General features: G+C 75.0%; 19 protein-coding genes. 6 read left to right on the plus strand and 13 right to left on the minus strand.

All coding sequences use genetic code 11. The features are described 5' to 3' along the window. The first annotated feature begins 279 nt into the window (after nt 1-279). The 3 genes from ACZ7RU_RS24350 (at nt 280) to ACZ7RU_RS24360 (ending at nt 2892) form a co-directional block, all read left to right on the plus strand. Nucleotides 280-756, plus strand: a complete 477-nt coding sequence (locus tag ACZ7RU_RS24350) for a universal stress protein (protein ID WP_470343066.1) — start codon at nt 280-282, stop codon at nt 754-756. A gap of 580 nt (nt 757-1336) precedes the next feature. Then, nucleotides 1337-2119 carry a hypothetical protein gene (locus ACZ7RU_RS24355; RefSeq protein WP_470343067.1) on the plus strand — a complete coding sequence of 261 codons (783 nt, stop codon included), beginning with the start codon at nt 1337-1339 and terminating at the stop codon, nt 2117-2119. Nucleotides 2120-2460: 341 nt separating this feature from the next. Next, the gene (locus tag ACZ7RU_RS24360) at nt 2461-2892 is read left to right on the plus strand and encodes a helix-turn-helix transcriptional regulator (RefSeq protein WP_470343068.1); all 432 of its coding nucleotides are present in this window, start codon (nt 2461-2463) and stop codon (nt 2890-2892) included. A 136-nt stretch (nt 2893-3028) separates the two neighbouring features. On the opposite strand, the gene ACZ7RU_RS24365 is transcribed toward ACZ7RU_RS24360, so the two are convergent. After that, complete coding sequence (locus tag ACZ7RU_RS24365; RefSeq protein WP_470343069.1) at nt 3029-3448, minus strand: hypothetical protein; 420 nt, start codon at nt 3446-3448, stop codon at nt 3029-3031. Between the two features lie 210 nt (nt 3449-3658). Here ACZ7RU_RS24365 and ACZ7RU_RS24370 point away from each other — a divergent pair, with 210 nt between their 5' ends. Beyond that, on the plus strand, nt 3659-5815 hold the full coding sequence (locus ACZ7RU_RS24370; RefSeq protein WP_470343070.1) for an AfsR/SARP family transcriptional regulator: 2157 nt from the start codon (nt 3659-3661) through the stop codon (nt 5813-5815). A gap of 19 nt (nt 5816-5834) precedes the next feature. Here ACZ7RU_RS24370 and ACZ7RU_RS24375 read toward each other — a convergent pair whose 3' ends face one another. From ACZ7RU_RS24375 to ACZ7RU_RS24430, 12 genes are all read right to left on the minus strand, one after another. Beyond that, a complete protein-coding gene (locus ACZ7RU_RS24375) occupies nt 5835-6428 on the minus strand; it encodes a sigma-70 family RNA polymerase sigma factor (protein WP_470343071.1) in 594 nt (197 codons plus the stop codon). A 229-nt stretch (nt 6429-6657) separates the two neighbouring features. Further along, nucleotides 6658-7863 carry an aminotransferase-like domain-containing protein gene (locus ACZ7RU_RS24380; RefSeq protein WP_470343072.1) on the minus strand — a complete coding sequence of 402 codons (1206 nt, stop codon included), beginning with the start codon at nt 7861-7863 and terminating at the stop codon, nt 6658-6660. 32 nt (nt 7864-7895) lie between these two features. Further along, nucleotides 7896-8954, minus strand: coding sequence for an isocitrate/isopropylmalate family dehydrogenase (locus ACZ7RU_RS24385; protein WP_470343073.1), 1059 nt, complete (start codon nt 8952-8954; stop codon nt 7896-7898). Continuing rightward, the gene (locus tag ACZ7RU_RS24390; RefSeq protein WP_470343074.1) at nt 8951-10972 is read right to left on the minus strand and encodes an aconitase family protein; all 2022 of its coding nucleotides are present in this window, start codon (nt 10970-10972) and stop codon (nt 8951-8953) included. The genes ACZ7RU_RS24385 and ACZ7RU_RS24390 overlap by 4 nt, the downstream gene beginning before the upstream one ends. Before the next feature lie 34 nt (nt 10973-11006). Continuing rightward, complete coding sequence (locus tag ACZ7RU_RS24395) at nt 11007-12269, minus strand: LeuA family protein (RefSeq protein ID WP_470343075.1); 1263 nt, start codon at nt 12267-12269, stop codon at nt 11007-11009. A 29-nt stretch (nt 12270-12298) separates the two neighbouring features. Then, a complete protein-coding gene (locus ACZ7RU_RS24400) occupies nt 12299-14218 on the minus strand; it encodes a non-ribosomal peptide synthetase (protein ID WP_470343076.1) in 1920 nt (639 codons plus the stop codon). A 23-nt stretch (nt 14219-14241) separates the two neighbouring features. Continuing rightward, complete coding sequence (locus ACZ7RU_RS24405) at nt 14242-15411, minus strand: acyl-CoA dehydrogenase family protein (protein WP_470343077.1); 1170 nt, start codon at nt 15409-15411, stop codon at nt 14242-14244. Further along, complete coding sequence (locus ACZ7RU_RS24410) at nt 15411-18614, minus strand: non-ribosomal peptide synthetase (RefSeq protein WP_470343078.1); 3204 nt, start codon at nt 18612-18614, stop codon at nt 15411-15413. The genes ACZ7RU_RS24405 and ACZ7RU_RS24410 overlap by 1 nt, the downstream gene beginning before the upstream one ends. Before the next feature lie 99 nt (nt 18615-18713). After that, nucleotides 18714-20063: a condensation domain-containing protein gene (locus ACZ7RU_RS24415; RefSeq protein WP_470343079.1), complete on the minus strand. Its 1350-nt coding sequence runs from the start codon at nt 20061-20063 to the stop codon at nt 18714-18716. Nucleotides 20064-20172: 109 nt separating this feature from the next. Beyond that, nucleotides 20173-21765, minus strand: a complete 1593-nt coding sequence (locus ACZ7RU_RS24420) for an amino acid adenylation domain-containing protein (RefSeq protein WP_470343080.1) — start codon at nt 21763-21765, stop codon at nt 20173-20175. Next, complete coding sequence (locus tag ACZ7RU_RS24425; protein ID WP_470343081.1) at nt 21762-23093, minus strand: NAD-dependent epimerase/dehydratase family protein; 1332 nt, start codon at nt 23091-23093, stop codon at nt 21762-21764. Before ACZ7RU_RS24425 ends, ACZ7RU_RS24420 begins: the two co-directional genes overlap by 4 nt. Continuing rightward, complete coding sequence (locus ACZ7RU_RS24430) at nt 23086-24123, minus strand: TauD/TfdA family dioxygenase (RefSeq protein WP_470343082.1); 1038 nt, start codon at nt 24121-24123, stop codon at nt 23086-23088. The genes ACZ7RU_RS24425 and ACZ7RU_RS24430 overlap by 8 nt, the downstream gene beginning before the upstream one ends. A gap of 393 nt (nt 24124-24516) precedes the next feature. On the opposite strand from ACZ7RU_RS24430, the gene ACZ7RU_RS24435 reads away from it, so the two are divergent. Together ACZ7RU_RS24435 and ACZ7RU_RS24440 are read left to right on the plus strand one after the other, a co-directional pair. Further along, nucleotides 24517-25395, plus strand: coding sequence for an AfsR/SARP family transcriptional regulator (locus tag ACZ7RU_RS24435; RefSeq protein WP_470343083.1), 879 nt, complete (start codon nt 24517-24519; stop codon nt 25393-25395). Continuing rightward, entirely contained in the window at nt 25329-26333 is a 1005-nt protein-coding gene (locus tag ACZ7RU_RS24440) for an aldo/keto reductase family protein (protein ID WP_470343084.1), read from the plus strand. The genes ACZ7RU_RS24435 and ACZ7RU_RS24440 overlap by 67 nt, the downstream gene beginning before the upstream one ends. Nucleotides 26334-26449: the final 116 nt, after the last annotated feature.

Consider the following 26449-nt stretch of genomic DNA (forward strand, 5'->3'; position numbering starts at 1 on the left):
CCTGCTCACCGGACCGAGCGTGCCTGCTGCGGCCATCACCGAGCACAAGCTGCCTCGTGCACGGGCCGAAGCGACGCGGCTGACTCCCGACGGCCGGCCCACGGGCGGTCGAGTGCCGGTCGTCCCTGGTCGCCGACCCGAACCAGCCGGCGTGAGCTGTCCGAAGGCCACGCCCAAGTCCGGGATCACGCGCTACCAACTCCGGGGAGGAGACTGGAGGTAGGAGTCGAAGCGGCCCGGTGGGTGCCACCGGCATCGGTATGGCAGGCGGTGAGAAAGATGGACGGACAGTCCGTTCAAGAACGGCGAATCGTCGTCGGGGTCGACGGCTCGTCTTCCTCGGTTCGCGCGCTGGGCTGGGCGGTCGACATGGCGCGTCTCACAGACGGTGTTGTGGACGCGGTGGCTTGCTGGCAGCCGCCGAGCATGTACGGCTGGATGGTGCACCCGAAGGACACCGACCATGAGGAGGCTGCCCGGAAGACCCTCGCCGAAGCAGTCGCCGAGGCGCTTCCCAGCACATCGCCGGTACCCGTACGGCAGACCGTCCTGCCGGGGAACGCTGCCGAGGTGCTGGTGGAGCAGTCCCGCGAGGCCGGTCTGCTCGTCGTCGGCAGTCACGGACACGGTGGATTCACCGGGGGGCTACTCGGGTCGACGAGTCACAAGTGCGTCCAGCACGCCTTCTGCCCAGTAGTCGTCGTCCGGCCGAACGTTACGAAGGCCTCCTCCGAAGACCAGCCAGGACGAGACTGAGCATTGCTCGGCAGTCAGATGCGACCTGGCGTGCTGGTTGTCGGGATCGGCACGAGTCTGCCGGAGCCGGCCGGCTCCGTTTTCGCGGCAGCCCGTGATGAGCGTCCGATCGCGTCCGCGGCGTCGTTCGGCCTGCTCACCGAGGGCGGCCGGCCGGCGCGCACTCGCCCCGGCCTCGCTGAGGCACCCCGACTCCCTGCCGCAGCACCACCTCTGCCCGCCCTCCACAGCCGGCGGCGCGGGGCGGCGGGTTGGGCGTCGGGCGACGATGGGTCGCCAGGACCGGCGCCTCCGGGCTCAGGCGCGGCGATCGGACCACCGGGAGGATGACCACGATCACGGCGGGAGCCGGCTCGCTGGGAGGAAGCGGCGGAGCAAGCGCACCGGTTGTTGCTCGAGGACGCGATCGACGCCGACAGGGAGCTGAAGCTGCGAACCATGAGCCGTACGATCGGGGTCCGTTCCGCCGCGATGGCAGCCGCACCGCCGCGTGGTGGACGACCCGGCCGCGGCCGGCCGACCGCGAGCCGATGATCCGGCCGTCTGCGGACGGACCCCGAATCGATGTGTGGAGATCCAGGTGACGACCCTCGCCGACAACGACAGCCTCCTGCCCGGTGCCCCCCAGTTCTGGGATGTCGTCAGTGACGTCCTCACCTCGTGGTTCGGCGTCGGCAGCGTGGCCGCCACCGTCGCCGCGACCCTTATCGCGGTGCGGATGTGGTATTTGGCGGGGCGGGAGGGCTACCGGGCGGCCCGGGCTGGTGGCCGCACCGTCGTGGCCGCCGTCCGCTTCAGCGCTCGTCACCTGGGCCGCATCCCGGGACACCAGAAGCTCTACGCGAGCCTGACGACCCTGGCGGTCCTCGTCCTCCAGGCCCTGTGGCTCGTAGGGACGTACTTCTTCATCAGTGTGCTCGTCGCCAACGTGCGCTCCATGTTCGGCGGCGCGCCGGTCGGCGACCTGCACGATCTGCTCCGATGGGGCGGCGTCAACGGCTACTACACCGTCGGCTGCTCGCTGCTCCTGGTGGCGGCGTACGCGTTGACCGTCACCGGCAACCGGGAGACGACCTCGGTGCTCGGTGTCCTGCCCGCCGTCCTGCCGGCCCTTTCGGCGGGGCTGCTCTTGTTGTTCGCCGTCTTCGCGACGCTCGTCTACGGCCTGCTCGCGCTCTTCGGCTCCGACGACATCTCCTGGGCCGATGTCGGCTTCTTCTGGTGCGCGGTCGTCGTCCTGACGCTCTACGCGCTCGCGGGCTTCGCGGCGATGGGCGCCACCGCTCTGACCGCTGCGGCGTGGCGCTCCGACGAGTCGTCCGTCGCCGTCGGCGGTCCCACCGAGGCGGAGGGAACTGCCTGATCCGTGACCGCCGGAACCCCGGTCGAACGACTCCCACCGATCCGGTGACCGGCCCGGTGCTGCGCCGAGGAAGACCTCCACCGGACTTGATGGGGTGATGTCGGGGCTGTTCGCCACTGGTGCTTCGGCGCCGCCTCTGACGAGACGTCCGAGGCGGCGCCGGCGGCGGGGCCGCGACCGCGTGGTCGGTCACGGGCGTAGGGGGGCGTCCAGGACCGCCAGGGCCTCGGGGTGGACCAGGGTGCCCGGGAGGCGGGGGTGGGGTGCGAGGGTGCCCGCCGCGAGGAGGCGGGCGAGCGGGGATGCCGGGTCGTGGGGGATTGCGGTGGCGAAGCCAGGGCGTGGAGACCGCCGGGCCGGAGCGCAGGCAGGCCAGGACGGCCGCCTCGGCGGTGTCGCCCCCGGTGCGGGCGATCGCCGCGTCGATCAGGGCCCGCTCCTTCCACGAGGCCCTCGGCCCGGCCGAGGCCTGCGGCCGTCTCGACACGGCCGGGACGATCGCGCGCACCCACGCAGCGCTGCTCGTGGAGAAGCAGGTCACCCGGATGCGCGCCGAACTGTCGGCGGACCGGCGCCTCCACCCCCTCGGGCTGCTCGGCGACCGCGAACGGGAGATCGCCGAGCCGGCCGCGGCAGGGCTGCGCACCCGCGAGATGGCCGGGCAGCCCTTCCTCAGCCGCCGCACGGTAAAGACCCACCTGTCCCGCGGCTACCGCAGACTCGGCGTCTCGTCCCGGCTCGCCCTCCCCGACCTCCTTCGCCGGAACGGGTAGCCGAGGGCTGCGGCGCGGGCGGCTGTCACCGGCCGCCCAGGCCCGCTCGGCGGGTGGCGTTCAGGTCCGTCGGGTGTCGGGTACGCCGTCGCCCGCGAAGCCACCGCCGGGCCGAGGACCGCGGCCGCGTCCGAGATCAGGCGTCCTGGCCGATGCGGATGAGTACCGCCGTGAGACGGCGGATGGCGGCTTCGGCGTCGACGAGTTCATCGACGCTGGGCAGGACGGTGCCGAAGGTGCGGCCCTCCGGCGCGTCGAGGGCGCGCCAGCGCAGGACCGGGGTGAGGGCGCTGGCGCACCGGGCGAGGAACCAGGCGAGGTGGCCGTGGGTGCGGGCGACGGTCAGGGCGAGGGCGGCGACGGCCTCGCGCAGGGCGGCGAGGCGGTCGATCCGGGGCAACCGCTGTTGCTGGTCGGCGGGGCCGACGGCCTCCCGCAGGGTTTCGGCCGTCTGCGCCGCGAGGGACGAGTCCCTGACGACGAGCTTCCAGGTGCCGTCCGCGAGTTGGCTCTCCGCTTCCCGGACGACCTCGTTGACTTCCTCGAACGTGCCCATGGTGGGCAGCCTACCGGCGATCACGTCGGAGGCGGAGCCCGTCGCACGGCCGCTCGGCCGGTGCACCGGTGCGGACCTCGGCGGCGGAGGGCGGCTTGACAGTGGGTGCCGGGGGGTGAGACGGTCACGAATGAGTAACCCCCCAGAATGGTTATGCAGGGGTGCTGCTCACACCGGCGGGACGTGGAAGGACTGCGAGGTCAACCCGAGATGGACGCACCGGTCCGCTACTCGATCCTCGGCGCCGTGCGGGCCACGCGCGGCACCACGGAGCTGGAACTGGGGCCTCCCAAGCGCATGGCGCTGCTCGCGCTGCTGCTGCTCCGGGCGCCCGGGCCGATCACCCTGAGCGAGGCCGTGGACATCCTCTGGGACGACGATCCGCCGCCCAGCGCCGTCAACGTGGTGCACCGTCACATCGGCGCGCTGCGCCGGACGCTGGAGCCGGGCCTGCGCAGCCGCACCGAGGCGGAGCACCTCGTGCGGGCCGCGGACGGGTACCGGCTGCTGGTGGACACCTCCGCCTCGGACCTGCTCCGCTTCCGCGCCCTGCGCGCGCAGGCGCAGCAGGCCGTCCGCTCCGGCGCCGCCGAGCTGGGCGCGCAGGACTTCGTGGCGGCACTGGGCCTGTGGCACGGGCCGACCATCGCGGCCGGCACGTCCGTGGCGCAGCACCCGCTGTTCACCGCGGCGGGGCACGAGTACGTCGCGACCGTCAAGGAGGCCGCCGACGTGGTCCTCGCCTCGGCGCCCGCGCTGACCGACGAGGTCCTGACGGCGCTGCGCCGGGCCGTCGACTGCCACCCGTTCGACGAGGCGCTGCACGCCCGGATCGTCGCCGCGCTGGCGGCGACCGGGCGCCAGGTCGAGGCGCTCCAGCAGTTCGACAGCATCCGGCGCACCCTGGCCGACGAACTGGGGGTCGAGCCGGGGCCCGGTCTGCGTGCCGCCCGGCAGCAGGTGCTGCGCCGGCAGGCCGCACGGCCGGCGGACGGGCCGGACCGGGCCGCCGCTCCGGCGGTGCGGCCCGCACGACTGCCCCCGGTGCACCTGCCCTTCGCCGGCCGCCGGCAGGTCCTCGACCACTGCCTGGAGGCGCTCACCCCGGAGGGCGGGCAGGCCCCGCCGCCCACCACCGTGGCCGTCTGCGGGATGGCCGGCGTGGGGAAGTCGACGCTGGCCCTGCACTGGGCGCACCTGGTCGCCGGGCGCTTCCCCGACGGGCAGATCCACGTCGACCTCCGCGGGCACCACACCGCACAGCCGCCGCTCACCCCGGCCGCCGCGATGACCGAGGTGCTCGGCGCGCTCGGCGCACGCCCGGACCCGGAGCCCGCGAGCACGGCGGATCTGGCCGCCCTCTACCGCGGGACGCTGGCCGGCCGTCGGCTGCTGATCGTCCTGGACGACGCCAGGGACTGCGAGCAGGTGCGTCCGCTGCTGTCCGGCGCCGCTGGATCCCTGACGATCGTCACCAGTCGCAGCCGACTGGAGGGGCTGGCCGTCACCGACGACGCCAGGCTGCTGGCACTGGCTCCGATGACCGGGCCGGAGGGCCTGGAACTGCTCGAACACCGGTTGGGCGCGGATCGGATCGCGGACGCGCGGGCGGCGGCGGAGGAGATCGTCGGGCTGTGCGGCGGACTGCCGCTGGCCCTGGCCGTGGTCGCCGCACGCGCCCTGACGCGCCCCGACTTCCCGCTCGGCGCGCTCGCCCAGGAGCTCCGCGACAACCGGGACAGCCTGGTGGCCTTCTCCAGCCACGACGCCCGCACCGACCTCCGCAGCGTCTTCTCCCGCAGCTACGACACGCTGAGCAGCGGCGCCGCGGCCCTGTTCCGCCTGCTCAGCCTGTACCCGGGGCCGGATTTCTCGCTGCCCGTCGTCACCAGTCTGTCCGGTACCCACCCATGGTCGGCCCGGGTGCACCTGGCCGAACTCGTGGACCGCAGCATGGCGGTGGAACGGGTTCCCGGCCGGTACGCCTGCCACGGGCTGCTGCGCGGTCGCGCGGCGGAGCTGGCCCACTGCGTGGACGGGGACGAGGCCCTGGCCGAGGCCCGGGCCCGGCTGTCCGAGCACTACCTGCACAGCGCGGACGCCGCGACCGCCCTGCTCGTGCCGCACGGCGACGGCGGGCGCGAGGGCGGGGGCGACCGCGACGGCGGTGTGCCGCTGCCACCCCCGAGGGCCGGGGTCCGCCCCCAGCGGTTCGACGACCGGACGGGCGCCGCCCGGTGGATCGCGGCCGAGCGGCCCGCCCTGGCGGCGCTCCTACGGGAGGCGGGCGGCGGCCCCGGGGCCGCCGCCCTCCGTCAACGCCTCACCACCGCACTGGATCCGGGCGCCCGGTTCGCGACGCCCTGACCCTCCGGGGCGCGTCGGTTCAGGCGGCCCTGGGCCCGGCCACGGCCCGTAACCGGCGCAGCGCGTGGTGCTGACGGGACTTCACCGTCCCGAGCGGCACCCCGAGGATGCCGGCGGTCTCCTGGATGGTGCGGTCGCACAGGTAGATGTGGACCAGGACGGCGCGGTGCTCCGGCGACAGCCGCCGCAGCAACAGCCGGGCCAGCAGCACGTCGTGCACCGATTCGGTGCCGTCGCGCACCGCGTCGGCGGCCTCCCGCCGTACGGACGGCTCCTCGTGCGACCAGCCCACCACCTCCCGGCGGGCGTGCGGTCGGCGGACCGAGTCGATCACCAGGTGCCGGGTGACGGTGAAGAGCCAGCCGCGCACCGAGCCCTCCAGGCCGACGAGGCGGTCGATGTTCCGCCAGGCGCGTACGGCGGTCTCCTGGACGATGTCCTCGGCGAGCCCGTGGTCCCCGGTCATCCGCTCCGCGTAGGCCAGGAGGGCGTCCCGGTGCTCTCTCATGATCGCGCCGAGGAGGTCCGACCGGGTCGCGGTCGTACGGCGCGTGGTGGCCGTGGTGGCCGTGACGGTCGTGGTGGTCATGGCGGCCGTCGGTCGCTGAGTCATCCTGGTCCCCTGTCACACGGTGGGCGGGTGCGGGATGTGTCCTCCGGCACCGCGTGATCCGCACACTAGGAGTCCCCCTGTGTCCGAACAGTGACGTTTCCCTGCCGCCCGGGTGCCGGTGCGGCAGCCGGGACGACGGCCTTTCGTCAGCGCGCGTCACACACCGAACCCCCGGCCCCCTGCCGCGACTCAGGCGGCGGGGGACCGGGGGCGCGGACGGGGACGCGGCTCAGCCCGTACCGGCGAGCACGTCGGCGAGCCGGCCGAGTCCCTCCTCGATCACCTCGGGGCGGTGGGCGGCGAAGGACAGCCGCATCGTCCCCGGGTCCGCGGGACCGGCGTGGAAGGGTGCGCCCGGCAGGTAGGCGACCCCCTGGGCGACGGCGTCGCGCAGCAGCGCGCCGGTGTCGTGACCGGCCGGCAGCCGGGCCCAGACGAACATCCCGCCGTCCGGCCGGCTCCAGGTGCTGCCCGCCGGCAGCACCCTCGGGAGCGCGGCCAGCATCGTCGCACAGCGCTCCCGGTACGCCGCGCGGACCGACACCAGGTGCGCGTCCAGGTCGTGGTCCGCCAGGTACCGCGCGGCGGCGGCCTGGTCGACGGTCGAGGAGTGCAGGTCGAGCGCCTGCTTCGCCAACAGGCAGGCACGGCGCAGCGTCCCCGGTGCGCGGAGCCAGCCCAGCCGCAGACCCGGTGCGACGGTCTTGGACAGGCTGCCCAGCAGCGCGGTCCGGTCCGCCGCCTCCGGCTGCGAGGCGATCCACGGCACCGGGTCGCCGCGGAAGCGCAGTTCGCGGTACGGGTCGTCCTCCACGATCCGGAACCCGTGTTCCGCCGCGAGGCGCGCCACCGCCCTCCGGCGGTCGGCTGCCATGGTCTGCCCCGTGGGGTTCCGGAACGTGGGGACGAGGTACAGCAGCCGGGGCCGCGCGGTGGCGACCACCCGCTCCAGCGCCTCGACGACGATCCCCCCGTCGTCCGAGGGGACGGGCACGACCTTCGCGCCCGTGTAGGCGAAGCACTGCAGGGCCGCGAGGTAGGTGGGGTCCTCCACGGCCACCACGTCCCCGGGGCGCAGCAGCGTGGTGGCCAGCAGGGCCAGGGCCTGCTGCGCCCCGGTGGTGATCAGCAGGTCGTCCGGGCGGGTCGGCAGGCCGTGCCGGGAGAGCCGGGCGGCGATCGCCCCGCGCAGCTCGGGGTCGCCGTCCGAGCCGGCGTACTGCAGGACCCGGCCCGGGGACTCGCTCAGCACCCGGTCGTAGGCGCCGCGGAGGTTGTCGGCGTCGATCAGCTCCGAGGCGGGGAGTCCGCCGGCGAAGGAGATCACGTCGGGCCTGCCGGTGAGGGCGAGGGCCTCGTGGATGGCCGACCCGCCGGCCAGGACGGGCGGCTCCACCGGGTCGGGTGGCGGCACGCGTGCCGAAGGGGGTGTCATGACGCTCCGTTCGTCGTCTCGTCGTTCCGCCGTCAGGAGGTGCCCGGGCCGGCGGCCGCGGGCGGTGCGGCCGGCAGGCGCCGTTCGAGCAGCGCCGTCACCTCGGCCATGAACCGCCGGGTGGTGCCGCTGCCGCCGAGGTCGGGCGTCGCGGCCGGTCCGGCGGCGGCCTCCACCAGGCAGGAGCGGAACACCTCGGCCGCGGCCCGGTGGCCGGCGTGCTCCAGCAGGAGGACCAGGGACATCGCCGCGCCGTAGGGGTTGGCCGTTCCCGTTCCGGCGATGTCGGGCGCGCTGCCGTGGACGGGTTCGAACAGCGCGAACCCGGTGTCCGGGCAGATGCTGGCGCTCGGCGCGAGGCCGAGCCCGCCGGCCAGGGCGGCGCCGATGTCGCTGATGACGTCCCCGAAGAGGTTGGGGGCGAGCACCCCCTCGTACCGGGCCGGGTCGCGCACCAGGTGGTAGCAGAACGAGTCCGCGTACTCCTCGGAGCCGGCCAGGCCGGGGAAGGCGCGGAGTTCCCTGCGGAAGACGTCCTGCCAGAGGCGCCCGGTGTTCGGCACCGCGTTGGACTTGTGCACCAGGGTGGCCTTGCGGCGTCCGGCGGCGTGCAGCCGGGCCAGGCAGAAGCGGACGAACGACTCGACGGTCTCCCGGGTGTAGACGCACTCGTCGATCGCCACCGTGACGGCCCCCGACCGGGCGACCGACCCGCCGACGCCCGCGTAGAGCCCCTGGGTGTTCTCGCGGTAGAGGTCGACGACGCCGTGCTCCAGCACGATGGGCCGGTGGTTGACGCAGAGGTCGAGGCCTCGGCGCAGCCCGAGCAGGATGTCCCGGCCGTGGGCCATGTCGGGGATCCGCGGGTCGCCGAGCGCCCCCAGGTAGACGGCGCCGTAGTCCCGGGCGAGGAGGTCGAGCGCCCCGGGCGGCAGGCCGACGCCGGTGGCCAGCCAGCGGTCCGCGCCCCAGTCGAGGACGTCGTACGTGAGGCCGAGGCCGAACGCCTCGCTGACCGCCGTCAGGGCGGGCAGGGTCGCCGGGACGACCTCCTTGCCGATCCCGTCGCCGGGCACCACCGCGATCCTCATGACCGCGGCTCCGTGCCGAGCGGGGCCCCGACGGGGTCGCCGAAGAGGGCTTCGACGGAGCTGAGACGTCCGGCGATCGCCGTGGCGGCCACCACGTACGGCGACGCGAGGTAGACCCGTCCCGGCCCGGAACGCCCGGGGAAGTTGCGGTTCTGGGCACTGACGGTGACCTGGTCCGGCCGCTCGGAGACGCCGGGGCCGGCGTTGATGCACGCGCCGCAGGACGGTGGCAGCACCTGCACCCCCACGGCCGCGAACAGGTCGGTGTACCCGCGGTCGACGGCGTACCTCATCACCGACTCGCTGCCGACCTGGATGTACGCCTCCACTCCTGGTGGCACCGTCAGGCCCCGGTCCCGGGCCAGCGCGAACACCTGGGCGTACATGTCCATGTCGTACGCCTTGCCGCCGGTGCACGAGCCGCCGTACACCTTGTCCACCGGGACGGGCTCGCGCACCGAGCCGAGCGGGACGGCGTTGCGCGGGTCCCCGGGCAGCGCGACCATCGGCTCGACGTCCGCCAGCCCGACGGCCACCACCGCGCTGTAGTGGGCGCCCTCGTCGGAGGCGAGGACCTCCTCGTCGAGGACCTCCCCGTCGAGGACCGGCCCGCCGAGGAGCTTCCGGTCGGGGGCCGACGCCCCCGGGCGCCCGGCCAGGTACTCGCGCGTCACCTCGTCCGGTTCGAAGAGGGCGGTCATCGCGCCGGCCTCCACCGCCATGTTGCACAGCGTGGCACGCTCGTCGGTGTTCAGCCCGGAGCATCCCGGACCGGTGAACAGCAGGACCTTGCCCAGCGTCCGGCTGCCCTCGATCATCGGGTGCGCCAGCAGGCCCAGCATGAGGTCCTTGGCGCACACGCCCTCCGGCAGCCGCCCGGAGAGCTCGATCCGCAGGACCTCCGGCACCTTCACCAGGGTCTCCCGGCTGTACCAGGCGCTCGCGATGTCGGTCGCGCCGACGCCGAACGCGAGGGCTCCGACCGCGCCCGCGGTGCAGGTGTGGCTGTCCGTACCGATGATCACGTCCCCGGGGCGGGCGACGTGCTCCACGATGTGGTTGTGGCAGATGGCCCGGCTGCCCCCGCCGGCGGCGGCGGGGCCGATGAAGTGGCCGCCGGCGGCCGTGGCGAACTCCCGCTGCCGGCGACCGAGGTCGTGGATCCGGCCGACCAGGTCCGCTCCGCCCGGCCGCCGGGCCACCACCTGGTCCGCGAGCGACAGGTGGTCCTGGAAGAAGTAGCAGGAGTCCGGGTCGGCGAGCGGGGCGTCCGCCCCGAACTCCCGGGTGAACATGCCGGCGGCCATGGGCGTCACGTACTCGTGGGAGAACCTGACGTCCGTCCGCACGAAGTACGACTCGCCGGTCCGGACCGTGCCGTCGGCCGGCGCCGGGTTCCTGGGCGCGAGCCGGCTCTGGAGGATCTTCTCGACGATGTTGAGCGGCCGGCTCCCGGCGAACGCGGGCAGCGGCCCGGCGCCGTGCCCGTCGGCGGCCCGGCGGTGGAAGCCGAACAGCCCGCCGAGGTCGATGATCGCGCGCTCGACGTCGTTGGCGCTCCCGGTGAAGGCCGCCAGCGGCAGTTCCTCCCCGGCCAGCAGGGCGGCGAGGAGGTCGAAGTCCTCGCAGGTGACGATGCCGACGTTGCGGCAGTTCTGCTGGTAGATCCGTTCGAAGGAGCGGGCGAAGACCAGCTGCGTCCCGGCGTACTTCTCCGCGTACACCGCGTGCTCCCGGGAGGAACCGCAGCCCTTGGCCTCCCCGCTGACGATGATCTGCGGGGCGAAGGACTTCACCGCGCCCTCGCCGAACCGCCGGTCCCGCAGGCCCAGGTACGCGTAGTCGCCGAGCCGTTCGTCGTACCAGAAGCAGCACCAGCCGGGGATGATCTCGTCCGTGGAGACGTTGTTCCGCAGCGGCTCGCGCAGGAGCCGCTGCGGCGTCGGTCCGCCCCCGCCGGCCAGCTGGCCGGCGACCAGCTCCGGGTCCTCGGTGAGGACCAGCACGTTCCCGTGCAACGCGATCGTGCGGGGGGACGCGTGCGGCGTCCCGTCAGTGGCCCGTCGCAATGACCTGTCCTATCTCTTCGTCGGTGAGCGGGGTGCGGCGCGTCTTGGCCAGCTCCAGCACCCTCTTGACCACGTCGGAGTCCTCCGCCGGGTAACCGTGCGTGGTCAGCCAGTACTTGACGCTGCTCGCGCCGGAGGCCGCGTCCACGAGCACCTCCTGCTCCCGGCCGAGCAGCCGGGCGGGGACGCCCGCGTAGACGCCGTCCTTCAACGCCTCGTCGCCCTTGCGGTGGGCCTTGAGGATCGCGGAGGCGTGCACCCCGGCGCTGGTCTTGAAGACGTCACGGCCCATGCCCGGATAGTTCTGCGGGATCTCGACGCCGAGCAGCGGGGCCGCGTGCTCGACGTACCCGCGCAGCGCCCGCAGGTCGTACGGGTGCCCGTCGTCCAGGCGGCAGTTGACGACGATCTGGTCGAGCGACGCGTTGCCGGCCCGCTCGCCGATGCCGAGGACGGTGCCGTGCACCCGGGCGCAGCCCAGGGACAGCGCGACGAGCGAGTTCACCAGGGCCAGGCCCCGGTCGTTGTGCCCGTGCCATTCGAGGTCCACGGTGTGGCCGCGTCCGGCGAAGTACTGGCGGGTCCAGCGGATCAGGGCCGCCGTGCCCCTGGGGACGGCGGCTCCCACCGTGTCGCACAGGGTCAGCCGCCGCACGCCGGTCTCCACGGCGACGTCGTACACGCCGGCGAGCACCTGCGGGGTGCAGCGGACGGTGTCCTCCAGCACGAGGACGAACTCCGCCCCGCCACGGGCGCACTCGGCGGCCGCCGTGCGGATCGCGCGCTCGATCAGCCCCGGGTCCCAGTCCTCCACGTACTGCCGGATGGGGCTGACGCCGATGAAGGCGTACGCCTCGACGCCGATCCCGGCCCGCTGGCCCACCTCGCAGATCGCGCCGATGTCCGCCGGGTGCGTGCGCCCCGCGAAGCCGGGGACCAGGTCGAGGCCGGCGGAGGCGATGTGCCGGGCCAGGGCCGTGCACTCCTCGGCCGCCGCCGGGTCCGAGCCGGGGAACCCCAGGTCCGCGCACCGGATGCCGGAGCGGACCATGTGCTCCAGGAAGCCGAGCTTCTGTTCCGGCGTCGGGTTGCGGACGTGCGGCGCCTGGAGGCCGTCCCGGAGGGTCTCGTCGAAGACCAGGCCGGCGGTGCCCCCGCCGCCCGCACCGCCCTCGTCGTGCTCCGCCCCGTGTTCCGTGCTCGCGTCGTTCCAGCTGTACCAGACGTCTTGCCTTGTCTCACTCATGGTCTTCCCTTCCTGACGGGTGGTCGGGGTCAGGCCCGGTCGGCGGTCCCGGCGTCGGACACCGCGGCGTCGAGCATCGCGGCGACCGCGGCCAGGTCCGGCTGGCGCATGACCTGCGCCGCCCGGAGCCGGACACCGGTGTCCTGCTCCAGGGCCGCGAGCAGCCGGGCGATGTCGATCGAGGTTCCGCCGGCCCGGATGAAGTTGTCGTGCGGCATCAGCGCGGGATTGCCCAGCAGGGCGCGGCAGCGCTCCAGCACCCGCCGCCGGGCGGCCGCCGCCCGGTCGCCGCCCGGGAACGCCTCCACCGCCTCGGCGGCCTCGGCGGCCTCCGCCTCGACCGCGGAGCGCCGTTCGTCCTCGGCCAGCAGCGCCGCCCGGTCCACCTTCCCGTTGGCGTCGTACGGGAGTTCGTCCAGCAGCCGGACCCGGGAGGGCACGGCCTGCGCGGGCAGCCACTCGGCGGCCAGCGCCAGCAGTTCCGCCTCGTCGGGGCGGGCGCCGGGCGCGGGCAGGACGAAGGCCAGCAGCCGGCCGCCGCCGGGCGAGGCCACGGCGGCCCGGCTCACCCGCTCGTCGCGCTCCAGGGCCCCCTCGACCTCGGCCGGCTCGATCCGGACGCCGCTGATCTTGAGCTGGTCGTCCACCCGACCGAGGAACTCCAGGACGCCGTCCGCGCGCATCACCGCCCGGTCGCCGGTCCGGTACGCCCGGCCGCCGCCGGCCTCCTCCGGTGCGGCCGGGAAGCGCCGGGCGGTGAGCTCCCGGTCGAGGTAGCCCAGGGCGAGGGTCGGTCCCGCGATCCACAGCTCGCCCGGTGTGCCGCGGTCGAGGACCGAGCCTTCCGCGTCGGTGACGAAGGCACGGGCCCCGCCCAGCGGGCGGCCGATCGGCGGCGGGCCGGACCGGTCGTCCGCCGGCTCCCCGTCGAGCGGGTGGAAGGTGGCCGCGATGGTGGTCTCGGACGGGCCGTAGACGTTGTCGGCCCTGGCGGTCATGTCGGGCCCCGGCCAGCGCCGGAGCCGGTCGCCGCCGATGCACAGGTAGCGCAGTGGCAGGTCCGGCGGCCAGGGACGGTCGAGCACGGTCTCCGCGAGCGGGGTGGGCAGCAGTGCGGCGGTGAGCCCGGACCGCTTCCACCAGTCGGTGAGCGCGGCCGGGTCGCTGCGCGCCTCCTCGGGGGCCACCACCAGGGTGGCGCCCGAGGCCAGCCCGCCCCACAGCTCCAGGAAGTGCGCGTCGAAGGCGGTGCTCATGAAGAGGCCCTGCCGCTCGCCGGGCCGCAGCCCGGACCGGCCGCGGTACCAGCCGACGGCCCGGGCGAGGGAGTGGGCGCCGACCAGGACGACCTTCGGCGCCCCGGTCGATCCGGAGGTCAGCACGGCGTACCGGGCGCCGGACGGCAGGTCCGTGGGGCCGGTGCCGGACTCCGCCCCCGGGCCGGCCACGGGCACCCGCACGTCCAGCCGTCGCGCGGCGCCGCCGGGTCCGGACACCTCGACCGACCGGCGGTCCGTCGGCAGCCCGTCCCCCGGGTCGCCCAGCAGGCAGCCGAGGCGCAGGCTCCCGGCGAGCGCGGTCAGCCGCCCCGGGGCGGGCCGCGGGCCGAGCAGCACCTGGACCGCGCCCAGCCGGGCGAGCGCGACGGTGGCGGCCACCAGCAGCGCGGAGCGTTCCAGGCACATGCCCACCACGTCGCCGGGGCGCACCCGCTCCCGCAGGGCGTCGGCCAGTCCGGTGGCCGCGGCGTCGACCTCCGCGTAGGACCACCGGGTGCCGTGCTCGTCCACGGCCACGGTCTCCGGGGCGAGCCGCGCCCAGGAGTCGAAGGCGGCGAGCACGGGGTCCGCCGCGTCGGGGAGCGCGGGCCCGGCGGTGTCCGGGTCGCTGGTCACGATGCTGAGGTCGGCGGTCGCCGGCCGGGGCGTCGCCGGGGTGCGGTGGTTCACGGTTCCTCCGGTCTCGGGGGCGTTCATCCCAGCCCCATGGAGCGAGCGATGATCACCTTCTGGACCTCGGAGGTCCCTTCGATGATCGTCATCATGCGGATGTGGCGGTACAGGTACTCCAGGGGGTGGCCGCGCACGTAGCCGGTGGCTCCGTGCACCTGGAGGGCCCGGTCGACGACGTCCACGGCGACCTCGGTGGCGACCAGCTTGGCGAGGGCGGCGTTCTCCCCGCTCTCCAGTCCCTCGTCGACCAGTTCGGCGCAGGCCAGGGTGAGCAGCTTGGCGGTCTCGACGCCGGCCCGGCCGGTGACGAGGTGCTCCTGCACGTGCTGGTAGCCGCCGATGACCTGGCCGAACGCCCGGCGTTCCCGGGCGAAGCCGACGGCCTCGCGCAGCGCGAACTCCGCGATGCCGTTGCACTGGGCGGCGACCAGCAGTCGCCCGTAGGCGAGGCTGTCCATGGCGTACTCCACCGCCGAGCCGATGCCGTCCAGCTCTCCGACCACCGCGGCCATCGGCAGCCGCGCCTCGTCGAGGACCAGCTCGAACAGCGGCTCCCCGGCCATCCCGGCGTACTGCTGGCCGCGCCGCAGCCCCAGGTGGTCGAGCGGCATGACGAACGCGGTGGCGCCGCCGTGCCCGGTGGGACCCTCCGTCACGTCGGCGACGACGATGGCGTAGTCGGCGTGCCCGGCGTTGCTGACGAAGGTCTTGCGCCCGTTCAGCACCCAGCCGTCACCGTCCCACCGGGCCTTGGTCGCCATCGCGAAGGCGTCGGACCCGGAGCCGGGTTCGGTCATCGCGAGGCAGCGCAGCTTCTCCCCGCGCACCATCGGGACGAGGTACTCCTCGATCTGCCGGGCGGTGCCGTGCGTCAGCAGCCAGCTGGGGCCGTCCGGCCCGGCCAGGGCGTACGGGGCGAGCGGGCAGCCGCTCGCCCCGGCGGCGTGGTGGAGCTGCACCAGGGCGGTGACCGGCATCCCGGCGCCGCCCATGGACTCGGGGTACTCGGCGCCGTAGAAGCCCAGGGTGGCGGACCGCCTGCGGACGTAGTCGCGCAGGTCCCGGGGCGGGCCGTCCACCGGTTCGGGGATCTCGGCGGCCAGCGGCACCAGTTCGCGCTGCACGAAGGACTCGAAACTGGCGGTGATCTCGCGGTGCTTGCGTTCCAGCACGGAGGAGGGCTGCGGCATCACGCGGCCACCTCCAGGGCGCGGGCCTGGTCCGCGAGGACCGGGTTGCGGAAGACCGTGCGCAGCGGCGGCCGGTGGCCCAGCCTGGGTTCCAGCCAGGCGACGAGCTGGGCGGCGAGCAGGGAGTGCCCGCCGACCTGGAAGAAGTGCGAGTCGGCGGTGAACCGGTCGTGGCCGAGGACCGCGCGCCACCCTTCGGCGAGCAGGGACTCGCCCGGACCGGCGAAGCCGGTGCCGTCCCCCGTGCCGTCCTCGGTGCCGGTGCCGGTGCCGGTGCCGGTGTCCTGGGCGGCGGGCCCGGCCGGCGCGGCCGCGGCCGCCAGTGCGGCCAGCCGGGCCCGGTCCGGCTTCCCGCCGGGCAGGGTGGGCAGGGCGCCCCGGGCGATCCACCGGGCGGGCAGGAACGGCGCCGGCAGCCGGCCGGCCAGGGCCCGGTGCAGGGCGCGTTCGTCGAGCGGGCCGTCCGTCGCCACGAAGCCGGTCAGGACCGGACCGGCCACCGGGTCGTCGTGCAGGACGACGGCGCAGGAGCGGCCGCCCAGTTCGGCGGAGGCCGCCGCCTCGATCTCCTCCGGTTCGATCCGGTGCCCCCGGAGCTTCACCTGGTTGTCCCGGCGGCCCAGGAAGTGGATCCGCCCGGCCGGGTCGCGGTAGCCGCGGTCCCCGGTGCGGTAGGCCCGCTGCCCGCCCAGGGCCGGCAGGGTGACGAAGCGCTCCGCGGTGGTCCGCTCGTCGTCGAGGTAGCCGGTCGCCAGGGTGCCTCCGGCGATGGCCAGTTCACCGACGGCGCCGTCCGGCAGGGGGTCCAGGCCGGTGTCGAGCACGAGCACCCGGGTGCCGTCGATCTCCGTGCCCAGCGGGGTGTCGCCGCCGCGGGCCAGGTCGTCGGCGGTGACGGTGTGGGTCACGGAGGTGACGGTGGCCTCGGTCACGCCGTAGGCGTTGAGCAGCCTGGTGCCGGGGCGCACCCAGTCGGCCAGCGCCTCGACGGGCAGCCGTTCGCCGCCGACCACCACCGTGGTCGGGCGCCACCTGCCGTCGCGCCGCGCCGCACTCAACTCGCCCCGCACGGACAGGAAGTAGCTGGCCGGCAGGTTGGCGACGGTGACCTGTCGGCCGGCCAGCACCGCGACCAGCTCGTCGGCGGTGGGGACCTCGCGCTGGGGGAGGACGAGCGCCGCGCCGGCGGCGAGGGTGACGAGCACGTCCTCCAGGTTCTGGTCGAAGGAGGGCCTGGCGAACACCAGCACCCGGTCCGCGGCCGTGAGGGCGAGCCGCTCGCCCATGCCGGCCAGGTAGGCGTCCAGCGCGCGGCGGGGGACCGCCACCGGCTTCGGGGTGCCGGTCGAGCCGGAGGTGTGGATGACGTAGGCCGCGTCCTCGACGGACCGGCCGGGAGCGGCGGACGGGAACTCGGCGGCGTCCAGCAGGCCCACCGGCGGCCCCTGGACGGGCAGGCCGAGGGCGCTGTCCGCGGTGGCCAGCACCAGGGCCGGCCGCAGCCGGTCGAGCAGCAGGGCCAGCCGGTCCCGCGGGTCGTCCGGCGACAGCGGCGCGTACACCGCTCCGGTGCGCAGGCAGGCCAGCAGCGCCACCACGCTCCCGGCGCCCCGGGGCAGCACGACCGCCACCGGGCGGCCCGCCGTGACGCCCGCGCGGGTCAACCGGTCGGCCAGGGAGGTCACTTCGCGGTCGAGGTCGGCGTACGTCCAGGTCAGCGCGCCGCTGACGAGTGCGGTGGCGGTGCCGTCCCGTCGCGCGGGGTCCAGGGCGGCGACCCGGTCGTCCGAGGGGTCCGCGGACTCGACGGCGGACTCGGCGGAGGTCGCGGCGGAGCCGGCGGCCAGCGAGGCCAGCCGGGCGCCGGGGCGGGCCAGGTAGCCCTCCAGCAGTTCCTCGAACCTGGCGGCGAGCAGCCGGATCGACTCCTCGGGGAACACGTCGGCGTCGTAGTCCCACACCGCCGTCATCCCGCTCCCCGGACGGGAGCCGTCCGCGCCGATGGTGCGTTCGTGGGGGATCAGGACCACGTCGAGGTCGAAGCTCCGGGTGGTGCCCGCGGTGAACGCCTCGTCGAGCGACACCTCCAGGCCCGGCACGTCGATCACCGGCAGGGGGGTGTCGTGGGCGTTGAACATGACGTTGAACATCGGGTTGCGGGCGCCGTCGGTGTGCAGGCCCAGCGCCTTGGTGAGCTCCTGCACCGGCACCTCCTGGTGGGGCAGGCCGCGCATCAGGACGTCGGTGACCTCGTCCACCGCCTCGTCGGCCGGGCCGGCCGGGTCCGGCCGCAGGCGCAGCGGGATGGTGTTCACGAACATGCCGACGCTCTCCTCCCAGCCCGGCCCCCGGTTGGCGGTGGCCGTGCCGACCACGAGGTCGTCGCGGCCGCTGTGCCGGCGCAGCAGTTCGGCGAACAGCGTGAGCAGGGTCGTGAACGGGGTGTGCCCGGAGGTCACGCAGTGCGCGTGCAGCCGTTCCACGAGCCGCCGGTCGAGGGCCTGGCGCAGCTGGGCGCCGTGGTGGCGGCGCTCGGCCCCGGGCCGGCCGAGGCCGGGCAGGGCGATCTCGTGGGCGGCGCCGCGCAGTTCCTCCTGCCAGTAGTGCAGGCTCTTCGCCAGGTCGGCGGTGCGGGCCGACTCCTGGAGGTGCTCGTGGTAGCCGCGCGGCCGCGGCAGCACGGGCTCCGTGCCGAGCAGCCGGCACCGGTAGAGGGTGAACAGGTCGCGCAGCGCGATCACCCAGGACCGGCCGTCGTGCACGAGGTGGTGCTCGACGTGGACCAGGCGGTGGTGGTCCCGGCCCATCCGCACCAGGCACCAGCGCACCAGCGGCGCGGCGTACGTGTCCAGGGGTGTGTCGGCCTCCGAGCGGACCAGGGCGGCGAACTCGGCCTCCGGGTCCTCGGCCGCCGAGAGGTCGACCTCGCGGAAGCGGGGCACGCTGTTCGCGCTGACCCGCTGGCCCGGCAGGCCGCCCTCCCGGTCGACGAGCTCCAGCCGGAGCCCGGGGTGGCGGCGCAGCACCTCCTCCCAACTGTCCACCAGGGCCTGGACGTCCAGCTCGCCGCGCAGCTCGACGGCCGCGGTGGAGTTGTACGCGCGGCTGCCGGGGAGCAGCTGCTCGTGCAGCCACACGATCTCCTGGGACGGGGAGAGCGCGAAGACGGTGCCTTCCGGTGGCGTGGTGCTTTCCTGTGGCATGGTGCCTTCCTTGTGATCGTTCGGATCGTTCGGATCGTTCGGATCCGCGCGAATCGTGTGAATCGTGCGGATGGTGCTGACGGTGGGCCGGTCGGCGGTTCAGTGCGCGGGTGCGCACGGGTCGGGGGAACGGTCCAGGTGCGCGGCGAGGGTGCGGCGCAGCGCGTCGAAGCCGGAGTGCGCCTGCGCCGGACCGACGAGCCCGGGCTGCCAGCCCAGCCGCACCAGCAGGTCGGCGGCGCCGCGCGTGACGGCCACCGCCAGGGGGGTCTGGAGGGACAGGGCCTCCCGGTGGGTCTCCATCCCCTCGACGCCGCCCAGTTCCAGCGGCGGGCGCCGGGTGGCGTCCTCCTGCGCCACGAGCGCGTCGAACAGGGTGTGCCGGGCGGGGCCGCGGAGCCGCGCGAGCCGCAGGACCTCGTCGAGCGGGGTGTCGGCGTGGTCGAGGTCGTCCCACCAGCGGTCGGTGAGGTCGTCCGGGTCCGCACCGCAGGGGGCCACGCAGAGCACCGTGTTGAGGAAGCACCCCAGGACGGGGGCGGCGCCCGGTGGCCGTCCGCCCCACGGGTAGCCCACGGTCGGGGTCGCGCGGGAGGCGCCGGCCGTGGCCCCCGTGACGCCCGCGACCGCGGTGACGGCCGCGGCCGTCGCGCCGAGCACGGCGGGGAAGAGGGTGCTGCCGGCCTCCTCGACGGGCGCCGGCCTGCGGTACCGGAGCAGCCCGGCGACGGCGTCCGCCCGCCGGGGGTCGGCGGTGGCGCGCCGGTCGGCGACGCCGGTCGGCACCAGCTCGGCCAGCCGGCCCGCCCAGTGGGCGAGGGAGCCCGGCCCGGAGGCGGCGCGTTCGACGGCGAGCTGCCGTTCCACCGCGTTCCGGTACGCCTCGGCGTCCGACGCCCCGGTGGCGGCCAGCAGCTCCCGCGGATCGGCCCGCTCCCGGTAGGCGCGGCCGAGGCCCTCGGTGATCAGCCCGAGCGACTGTTCGTCGCAGGCGGCGTGGTCCACCACCACGGCGAGCGTCTCCAGTTCCGGTTCGGCCTCCGAGGCGGCCAGGAACAGGCGCAGCGGCGGGCCGTCGGGGCTCCAGGTGCGCAGGGCCCGCCGCAGCGCCCCGTCGGTGGACTCGCCGGGCCCGGCCGTCACCCGGTGGACCGCGCCCCGGGGATCGGTGAGCCGCTGGACGGGCAGGGCGGCCGCGGTGTCGAACCGCGTGCGCAGCACCGGGTGCCGGGCCGCGAGGCGCGCGGCCGCCGCGCGCAGCCGGTCCGGGTCGACGGCGCCGCGCGGGAACCGGAAGTACAGCGGGACCAGCAGCGGCGGGACGTCGCGGGCGAGCCGGCGCATCGTCAGGAAGCGGCGCTGCGCCCCCGTGACGGGGAGGACGCCCGGGTGGTCGGCCACGGCCGAGCGGAACTGTTCGAGGTACGTGGCGGTGATGTTCTCGCCCATCGGTGGACTCCAGCGGTCGGCGGCGGTCAGTGCGGCGGACGGGTCAGTGCGGCGGACGGGTCAGTGCGGCTAACCGGCCGGTGGTGTGAACGGTCGGTACGGCGGGCGGTCAGTGCGGAGCGCCCACGGCCCGGTCGGGGTCGCGCAGGCGGGCGAGCAGCGCGGCCCGGTCGACCTTGCCGTTGGCCGTGACGGGCAGCGCGGCGGCGACGTGCCAGGTGGTCGGCACCATGTAGTGCGGCACGTGGCGGCGCAGTTCCCGGGCGAGCGCCTGCGGAAGGGGGTCGTTCCGCTCGGCCGTCCGCCCCGCGGGCACCACGAACCCGACGAGACGGGCGTTCGGGCCTTCGCCGGTCTTCTCGACCACGGCCGCGTCGAGCAGTCCGGTGGCCAGCAGGGCGCGTTCCACCTCCTCCGGCTCGATGCGGAAGCCGCGCAGTTTGACCTGGCGGTCCCGGCGCCCCAGGAACTCCAGCGCCCCGTCGGCGCGCCGGCGCACCAGGTCCCCGCTGCGGTAGACCCGCTCACCGTCGGGCAGCAGCACGAACTTCTCCTCGGTGAGCCCGGGTTGGCCGAGGTAGCCGGTCGCGAGGCGGGGGCCGCCGATGCACAGCTCGCCGGGCTCGCCGGGGGACACCGGCGCGAGGTCGGGGCCGAGCACGGCGACGGTGGTGTGCGGGAGCGGGAAGCCGATCGGTATCCGGTCGAGCCCGTCGAGGTTCCCGGCGTCGCAGCGGAACGAGCTGGTGAAGGTGGTGGCCTCGGTCGGTCCGTAGACGTGCAGCACCTGGCCGGGGGGACGGACGGTGCACAGGCCCCGGACCATCTCCGGGTCGACCGCCTCCCCGCCGAAGAGCAGGGTGCGCAGCGGCGCGAAGGCGCCGGGTGCGGAGCGGTGCACCAGGTCGACGAGGGCGGTGGTGAGGAACATGACGTCGATCCGGTGCCTCGCCAGGTTGTCGGTCCACTCCTCCAGCGGCACCTCGGCCACGGCGGGCAGGACGACCACCGTCGCTCCGGACGCCAGGGTGTTCCACACCTCGAAGGTGACGGGGTCGAAGGCGGGGCTGGCGACCTGGGCGACGCGGTCCCCGGGGCCGACGGGGCAGTAGCCGCCGCCGGCGATGAAGTGCGCGATGGCGGAGTGGCTCAGCTCCACGCCCTTGGGCCGGCCGGTGGAGCCGGAGGTGTAGCCGATGAACGCGGTGTCGCCGGGCGCCACGAACTGGACGGGTGCCACGTCCTGGACGGGCGGCACGTCCTGGCCCGGCACCGCCCGGGCGAGCAGGTCGCCGGGCGTCAGCCGTGGCGGCCGCTCCGCTGACGGGCCGGTGCCGACCGGACCGGCCGTCACCACGGCGTCGGCATCGCAGTCCCGGACGACCGACTCTCGGCGCGCCGAGGGTGCGTGCGGGTCGACGGGGACGTAGGCCGCCCCCGTGCGCAGGATGCCGAGGAGTACCGCCACCAGGTCCGGGGAGCGTTCCAGCGCCACCACCACGCGCGCTCCCGGTCCGACGCCGTGCCGGGTGAGCGCCGCGGCGACCTCGCCCGACCGCTCCCAGAGCCGCGCGTAGGACAGTTCGCGGCCCAGGGCGTCCCTGACCGCGCAGGACTGCGGCCGCGCCGCCACCTGGCGCGCCACCAGGACGTGGACGCCCGCGAAGGACGTCCCCGCGCCGTCCGGTGTGGTGCTGCTCATCGCGGCCTCCGTTTCCCCGGACCCGGCCGGAAGGTGCTGCTCGGAAGGTTCTGCTCGGGGTGCTCGGGGTGCTCGGGGTTCTGTTCGAGGTTCTGATCGGAAGGCCTTGCTCGCCCGGCCCCGGCCAACGTCGCCGCCAGCAGCGGCCGCCAGTCCTCGCGCAGGCCGGTCCCGTAGCGCGCGTCGAACAGGTCGGTGCGGTAGCGCCAGGGCCGGTGCAGGTCCGGCGGCAGGTCCGGTGCCGTCCGTACGGCGGACCCGCCGCCCAGCAGCGCCGCCAGCTCCCCGGCCAGCTCGGCCCAACCGACGTGCCCGGCCACCGCGTTGACGACGCCGCCGGCCGGGCGGTCGAGCATGTCGGCCAGGGCGCGGGCCAGGGCGGCCGCCCCCACCCAGGGGACTCCGGTCCAGCCGTCCTGCTCGGGGACCAGCAGCGGTTCGCCCCGCAACGCCCGCTGGTGGAAGGTGCGCAGCGCGCCCCACCGCAGCTGTTCACCCAGCCGGTGGTGCGGCCCCCAGACCAGGGGCAACCGGACCAGGCTGACGCCGTCCAGGGCGTTCCGGCGGTCCGCCTCGTCGAGCAGCAGGGACTCGCACCGTTCCTTGCCCCGCCCGTAGTCGCTGACCGCTCCCTCGGCGCGCTGCCCCTCGCGGACCGTCGGGCGGGAGGGCCGCCCGTAGGCGTCCACGCTGCTGACGAAGACGAAGGGGCCGCCCTCCCAGCCGTCCGCCAGTGCCCGCAGCGCGGCCTCGTCCACGTCGGGGCGGGTGAAGGTGCAGGCGGCGTGCACGACCGCGTCGACTCCGCGGGCCGCCGCCCGCAGGCCGTCGGGCGCGGTCAGGTCCCCGGCCACCGGCTCGGCTCCGGTCCCGGCCAGGGCGGCGGCGGACTCGGGCCTGGCCAGCGCCCGTACCCGGTGTCCGCGGGCCAGCAGCTCGGCGACGACGAAGCTGCCCACGGCGCCGGTGCCGCCGGTCACCAGGACGGTGCGCCGGCCGCTCGTCGCGGCCCCGGCCCCGGCCGCGCCGGGCGCCGGGCTCCCCGCGGCGGCGCGGTCCGCGGTGGTGCGGTCCACGGTGGTGCGGCCGCGCAGCTCCGCGAGGAGGGCGCGGGGCGTGGGGTGCTCCATCACGTCGAACCCGGTGACGGGCACCCGCAGCAGCTCGCGCAGCCGGTCGGCGAGCAGCACCGCGAGGAGGGAGTGGCCGCCCGCCTCGAAGAAGTCGGTGTCCGGGCCGGCGGCGGCGGACAGGTCGGCCGCGTACACGGCCGCGATCCGCTCGGGGTCCCAGTCCGGCAGGGCGTCGGGGCGGGCCGGCTCAGTCATCGCGCGCTCCGGAGAGGGCCGGCGAGCCGCCGGACCGCCGTACGGCGTCCTGGCAGCAGCGGTCGACGACCGCCTGCCCGTAGCCGTGCTCCGCCCGCTCCGAGGCCGGCCGCCCGGTGCGGTGCGGCAGCCGGACGAGGGTGCGCTTCAGCCAGCGGTCCGTACCGTCGTAGCGGGCCCGGAACGGTACCCGGCCGTGCACGACGACGTCGTTGTCCACGACCAGCACGTCACCCGGTTCCAGCACCACGGCCTGGGTCACCCGCTCGAGTTCGGACTCCAGTCGGGCGTAGGCGCCGCGGAACGCCGGGTCCGCGCCGTCCTGCCGGGTGTAGGCCGGGTCGAAGCGGATGCCCAGTCCCTCGGGTGTCCGCCACAGCGTGCGCACCGGGACGGGCGGCCGCGCGGAGCGCACGGTGTAGGCGTCGTCGGGCAGGATCGGCACCGCCGGCCGGGTCAGCGCGGCGACGTCCTCGGCCGACAGGTCCGTCGACCGGATGCTCGCCGCCGTCGTGGACACCAGGTCCGGGTTCCGCAGGCAGCACAGCATCAGCACGTCGGCCCGGCCGGGGTGGAAGGCGTCCTCGGTGTGCGGGGCGAGGAGCACGGCGCTGCTGGCACCGGTCTGCTGCTCCTCGTGGCCGGGCGAGGGCACGATGTTGTGGACGGTACGGCCGTTCTGCTGGCCCTCCCACGCGAGCGGGTGCCCCAGGACGGAGGCGAGCAGCAGGAGCACCACGTCCCACCGGGCGCCCGCGTCGCCGGCCTGCGGCCAGCCCAGCGGGGTCGGCTCCAGGGGGTGGTCGGCGACGGGCAGGCCGCGCAGGACGTACATGCCCTCGACCGGGAAGTCCCGTCGCACGGCCGCCACCAGGGGCGCGGGCAACTCCAGGGCGGCGTGGGGCAGTTCGGCGAGCAGCTCGGGGCTGTCGGGGGCGCCGTGCCGCGCCAGCAGTCGCTCCGCGGCGTCGACCAGGCGGCGAGCGTCGGGGGGAGCGAGCACGGAGACCGGCGGACTCGCTGTCGGCATAGTCATTTCCTCTGTTCGGGGCAGGGGGTCACCGGCTGCCCGGAGAAGACGGGCGTCCCGGGCGGGCGGCGGGGCGACCGGCGGCCGGGCCCGCGCCGCTCCGGAGGACGCGGCTCTCGCCGGGCACCCGTCGGGTCCGGCGGCTCAGCCAGTCAAACAGGGCCGCGTAGAATCCCCGTCAATTCGCCGTAGAGCGCCGCAGGAACCCGGAACCGCTCCGCCGGCTCGCCGGATTCCACCGGTCGGCCGGTCCGCGTGAACCTTTTCCCGGCTCAATTCGTGTATGTCCTGTACGCCTTGACGCCCCGTCGCGGTATGCGCACCATTGAACCCGCCGCCGAGAAAGCCCTGGAGGCTTCCGTGTTCGCTGTCCGCCTGTTGGGACCGCTCTCCGTGTCGAACTCCCGAACCACGGTCGGCATTTCCAGCCCGAAACAGCAGGCCGTCCTTTCCGCACTCGCCCTCTCGAACGACAGGAAACTCACCACCGAGAAAATCGCCACCGCACTCTGGGGCGCCGAGCAGCCGCGCACGGCCGCCGAAACCGTCCGCACCCACGTGTACCTCCTGAGGAAGACCCTGCGGGCCGCCGGAATCGACATCGTCGGGAATTCCGGCAGGTCCTACCAGCTCGACGCGGAGAACGCGTCGGTCGATCTCGACGAGTTCCGGAGAATCGTCTCCCTCGCCGAGGCGGCGAAGCTGGACGGAAGGACCGCGGAGGCCGCGGACCGCTACGCGGAGGGGATCCGCCTCTGGCACGGGGAACCCCTCCGTGACGTACCGGGACCGCTCGCCGAGGCCAAGCGGACGTTCCTCGGCGAACTGCTCCGCACCACCCGGAGCGAACGCCTGCGCTGTCGGATGCGGCTCGGCGAGCACCTGGCCGCCGCGACCGAACTGTGGGAGCTCACCGCCGAGAACCCGCTCGACGAGGGCCTGCGCGAGCTGCTCATGGTCTGCCTGTTCCGGGCCAACCGGCAGGCCGACTCCCTGGCCGTCTTCCGGGACACCGGACGGCTGCTGAAGGAGGAGCTCGGCGTCGGCCCCTCGCCCCAGCTGACCCGGACGCACCAGCGCATCCTCGACCGCGACCCCGCGCTGCTCTGGTCGCCGGAGGCCGCCCCCGGCCCGTCCCCGCGGAGCGGCGCGCCCCACCACCACCCCCTCCGCCACCCCCCGCACCGAGAGGAGCGACCCCCGTCATGGAGTACCGCCACCTGGGCACCAGCGGCGTCCTGGTCAGCGAGATCGCGTACGGCAACTGGTTGACGCACGGCTCCCAGCTGGACGACGAGCAGGCGATCGCCTGCGTGCACGCGGCCCTCGACGCGGGCATCACGACCTTCGACACCGCGGACGCCTACGCCGCCACCCGGGCGGAGCACGTCCTCGGCCGCGCGCTGCACGGCCGGCGGCGCGAAGAGCTGGAGATCTCCACCAAGGCGTACTTCCCCACCGGCCCCGGCGCCAACGAACGCGGGCTGTCGCGCAAGCACCTGATGACCGCGGTCGAGGGCTCGCTGCGCCGGCTCGCCACCGACCACGTCGACCTCTACCAGGCCCACCGCTTCGACCCGCACACTCCGCTGGAGGAGACGATGCAGGCGTTCGCGGACATCGTGCGCTCCGGAAAGGCCCACTACATCGGCGTGTCCGAGTGGACGGCCGAGCAGATCCGGCGCGGACACGCGCTGGCCCGGGAACTCGGCGTCCCCTTCGTCTCCAACCAGCCGCAGTACTCGATGCTCTGGCGGGTGATCGAGGCCGAGGTGGTCCCGGCCTGCGCCGAACTCGGCATGGGCCAGATCGTCTGGTCGCCGCTCGCCCAGGGCGTGCTCACCGGGAAGTACCGCGCCGGCCGGGAGGCACCCGCCGGCACCCGGGCCACCGACACCAAGGGCGGGGCCGGGAACATCGGCGAATTCCTCCGCACCGACGTGCTGGAAAGGGTCGCGGAACTCGAACCGCTGGCGGCGGAGGCGAATCTCACCCTGCCCCAGTTCGCGCTCGCCTGGGTCCTGCGCAATCCGGCGGTCTCGGCCGCCGTCATCGGCGGCACGGACCCCGCGCAGATCCGCGAGAACGCCCTGGCCTCCGGTGTCCGGCTCGATCCCGGGCTGGCGGCGAGGGCGGAGGAGATCCTCGCCCCGGTCACCGAGACCGATCCCTCGCTCACCGCCGCGCAGACCCCCGCCCGGCGGCCCTGAGCCGTCGACGCGCATTCGCCCGCATTCTCGTGTCCGGGAATTCCCTGACACGCCTTCAGTGCCACCCGCCCAGCACATCTCGGCGGTAGCGGCCGACCGCCCGCCGAATTCCGCAC

It is taken from the genome of Kitasatospora sp. NPDC114501 (assembly GCF_055633695.1).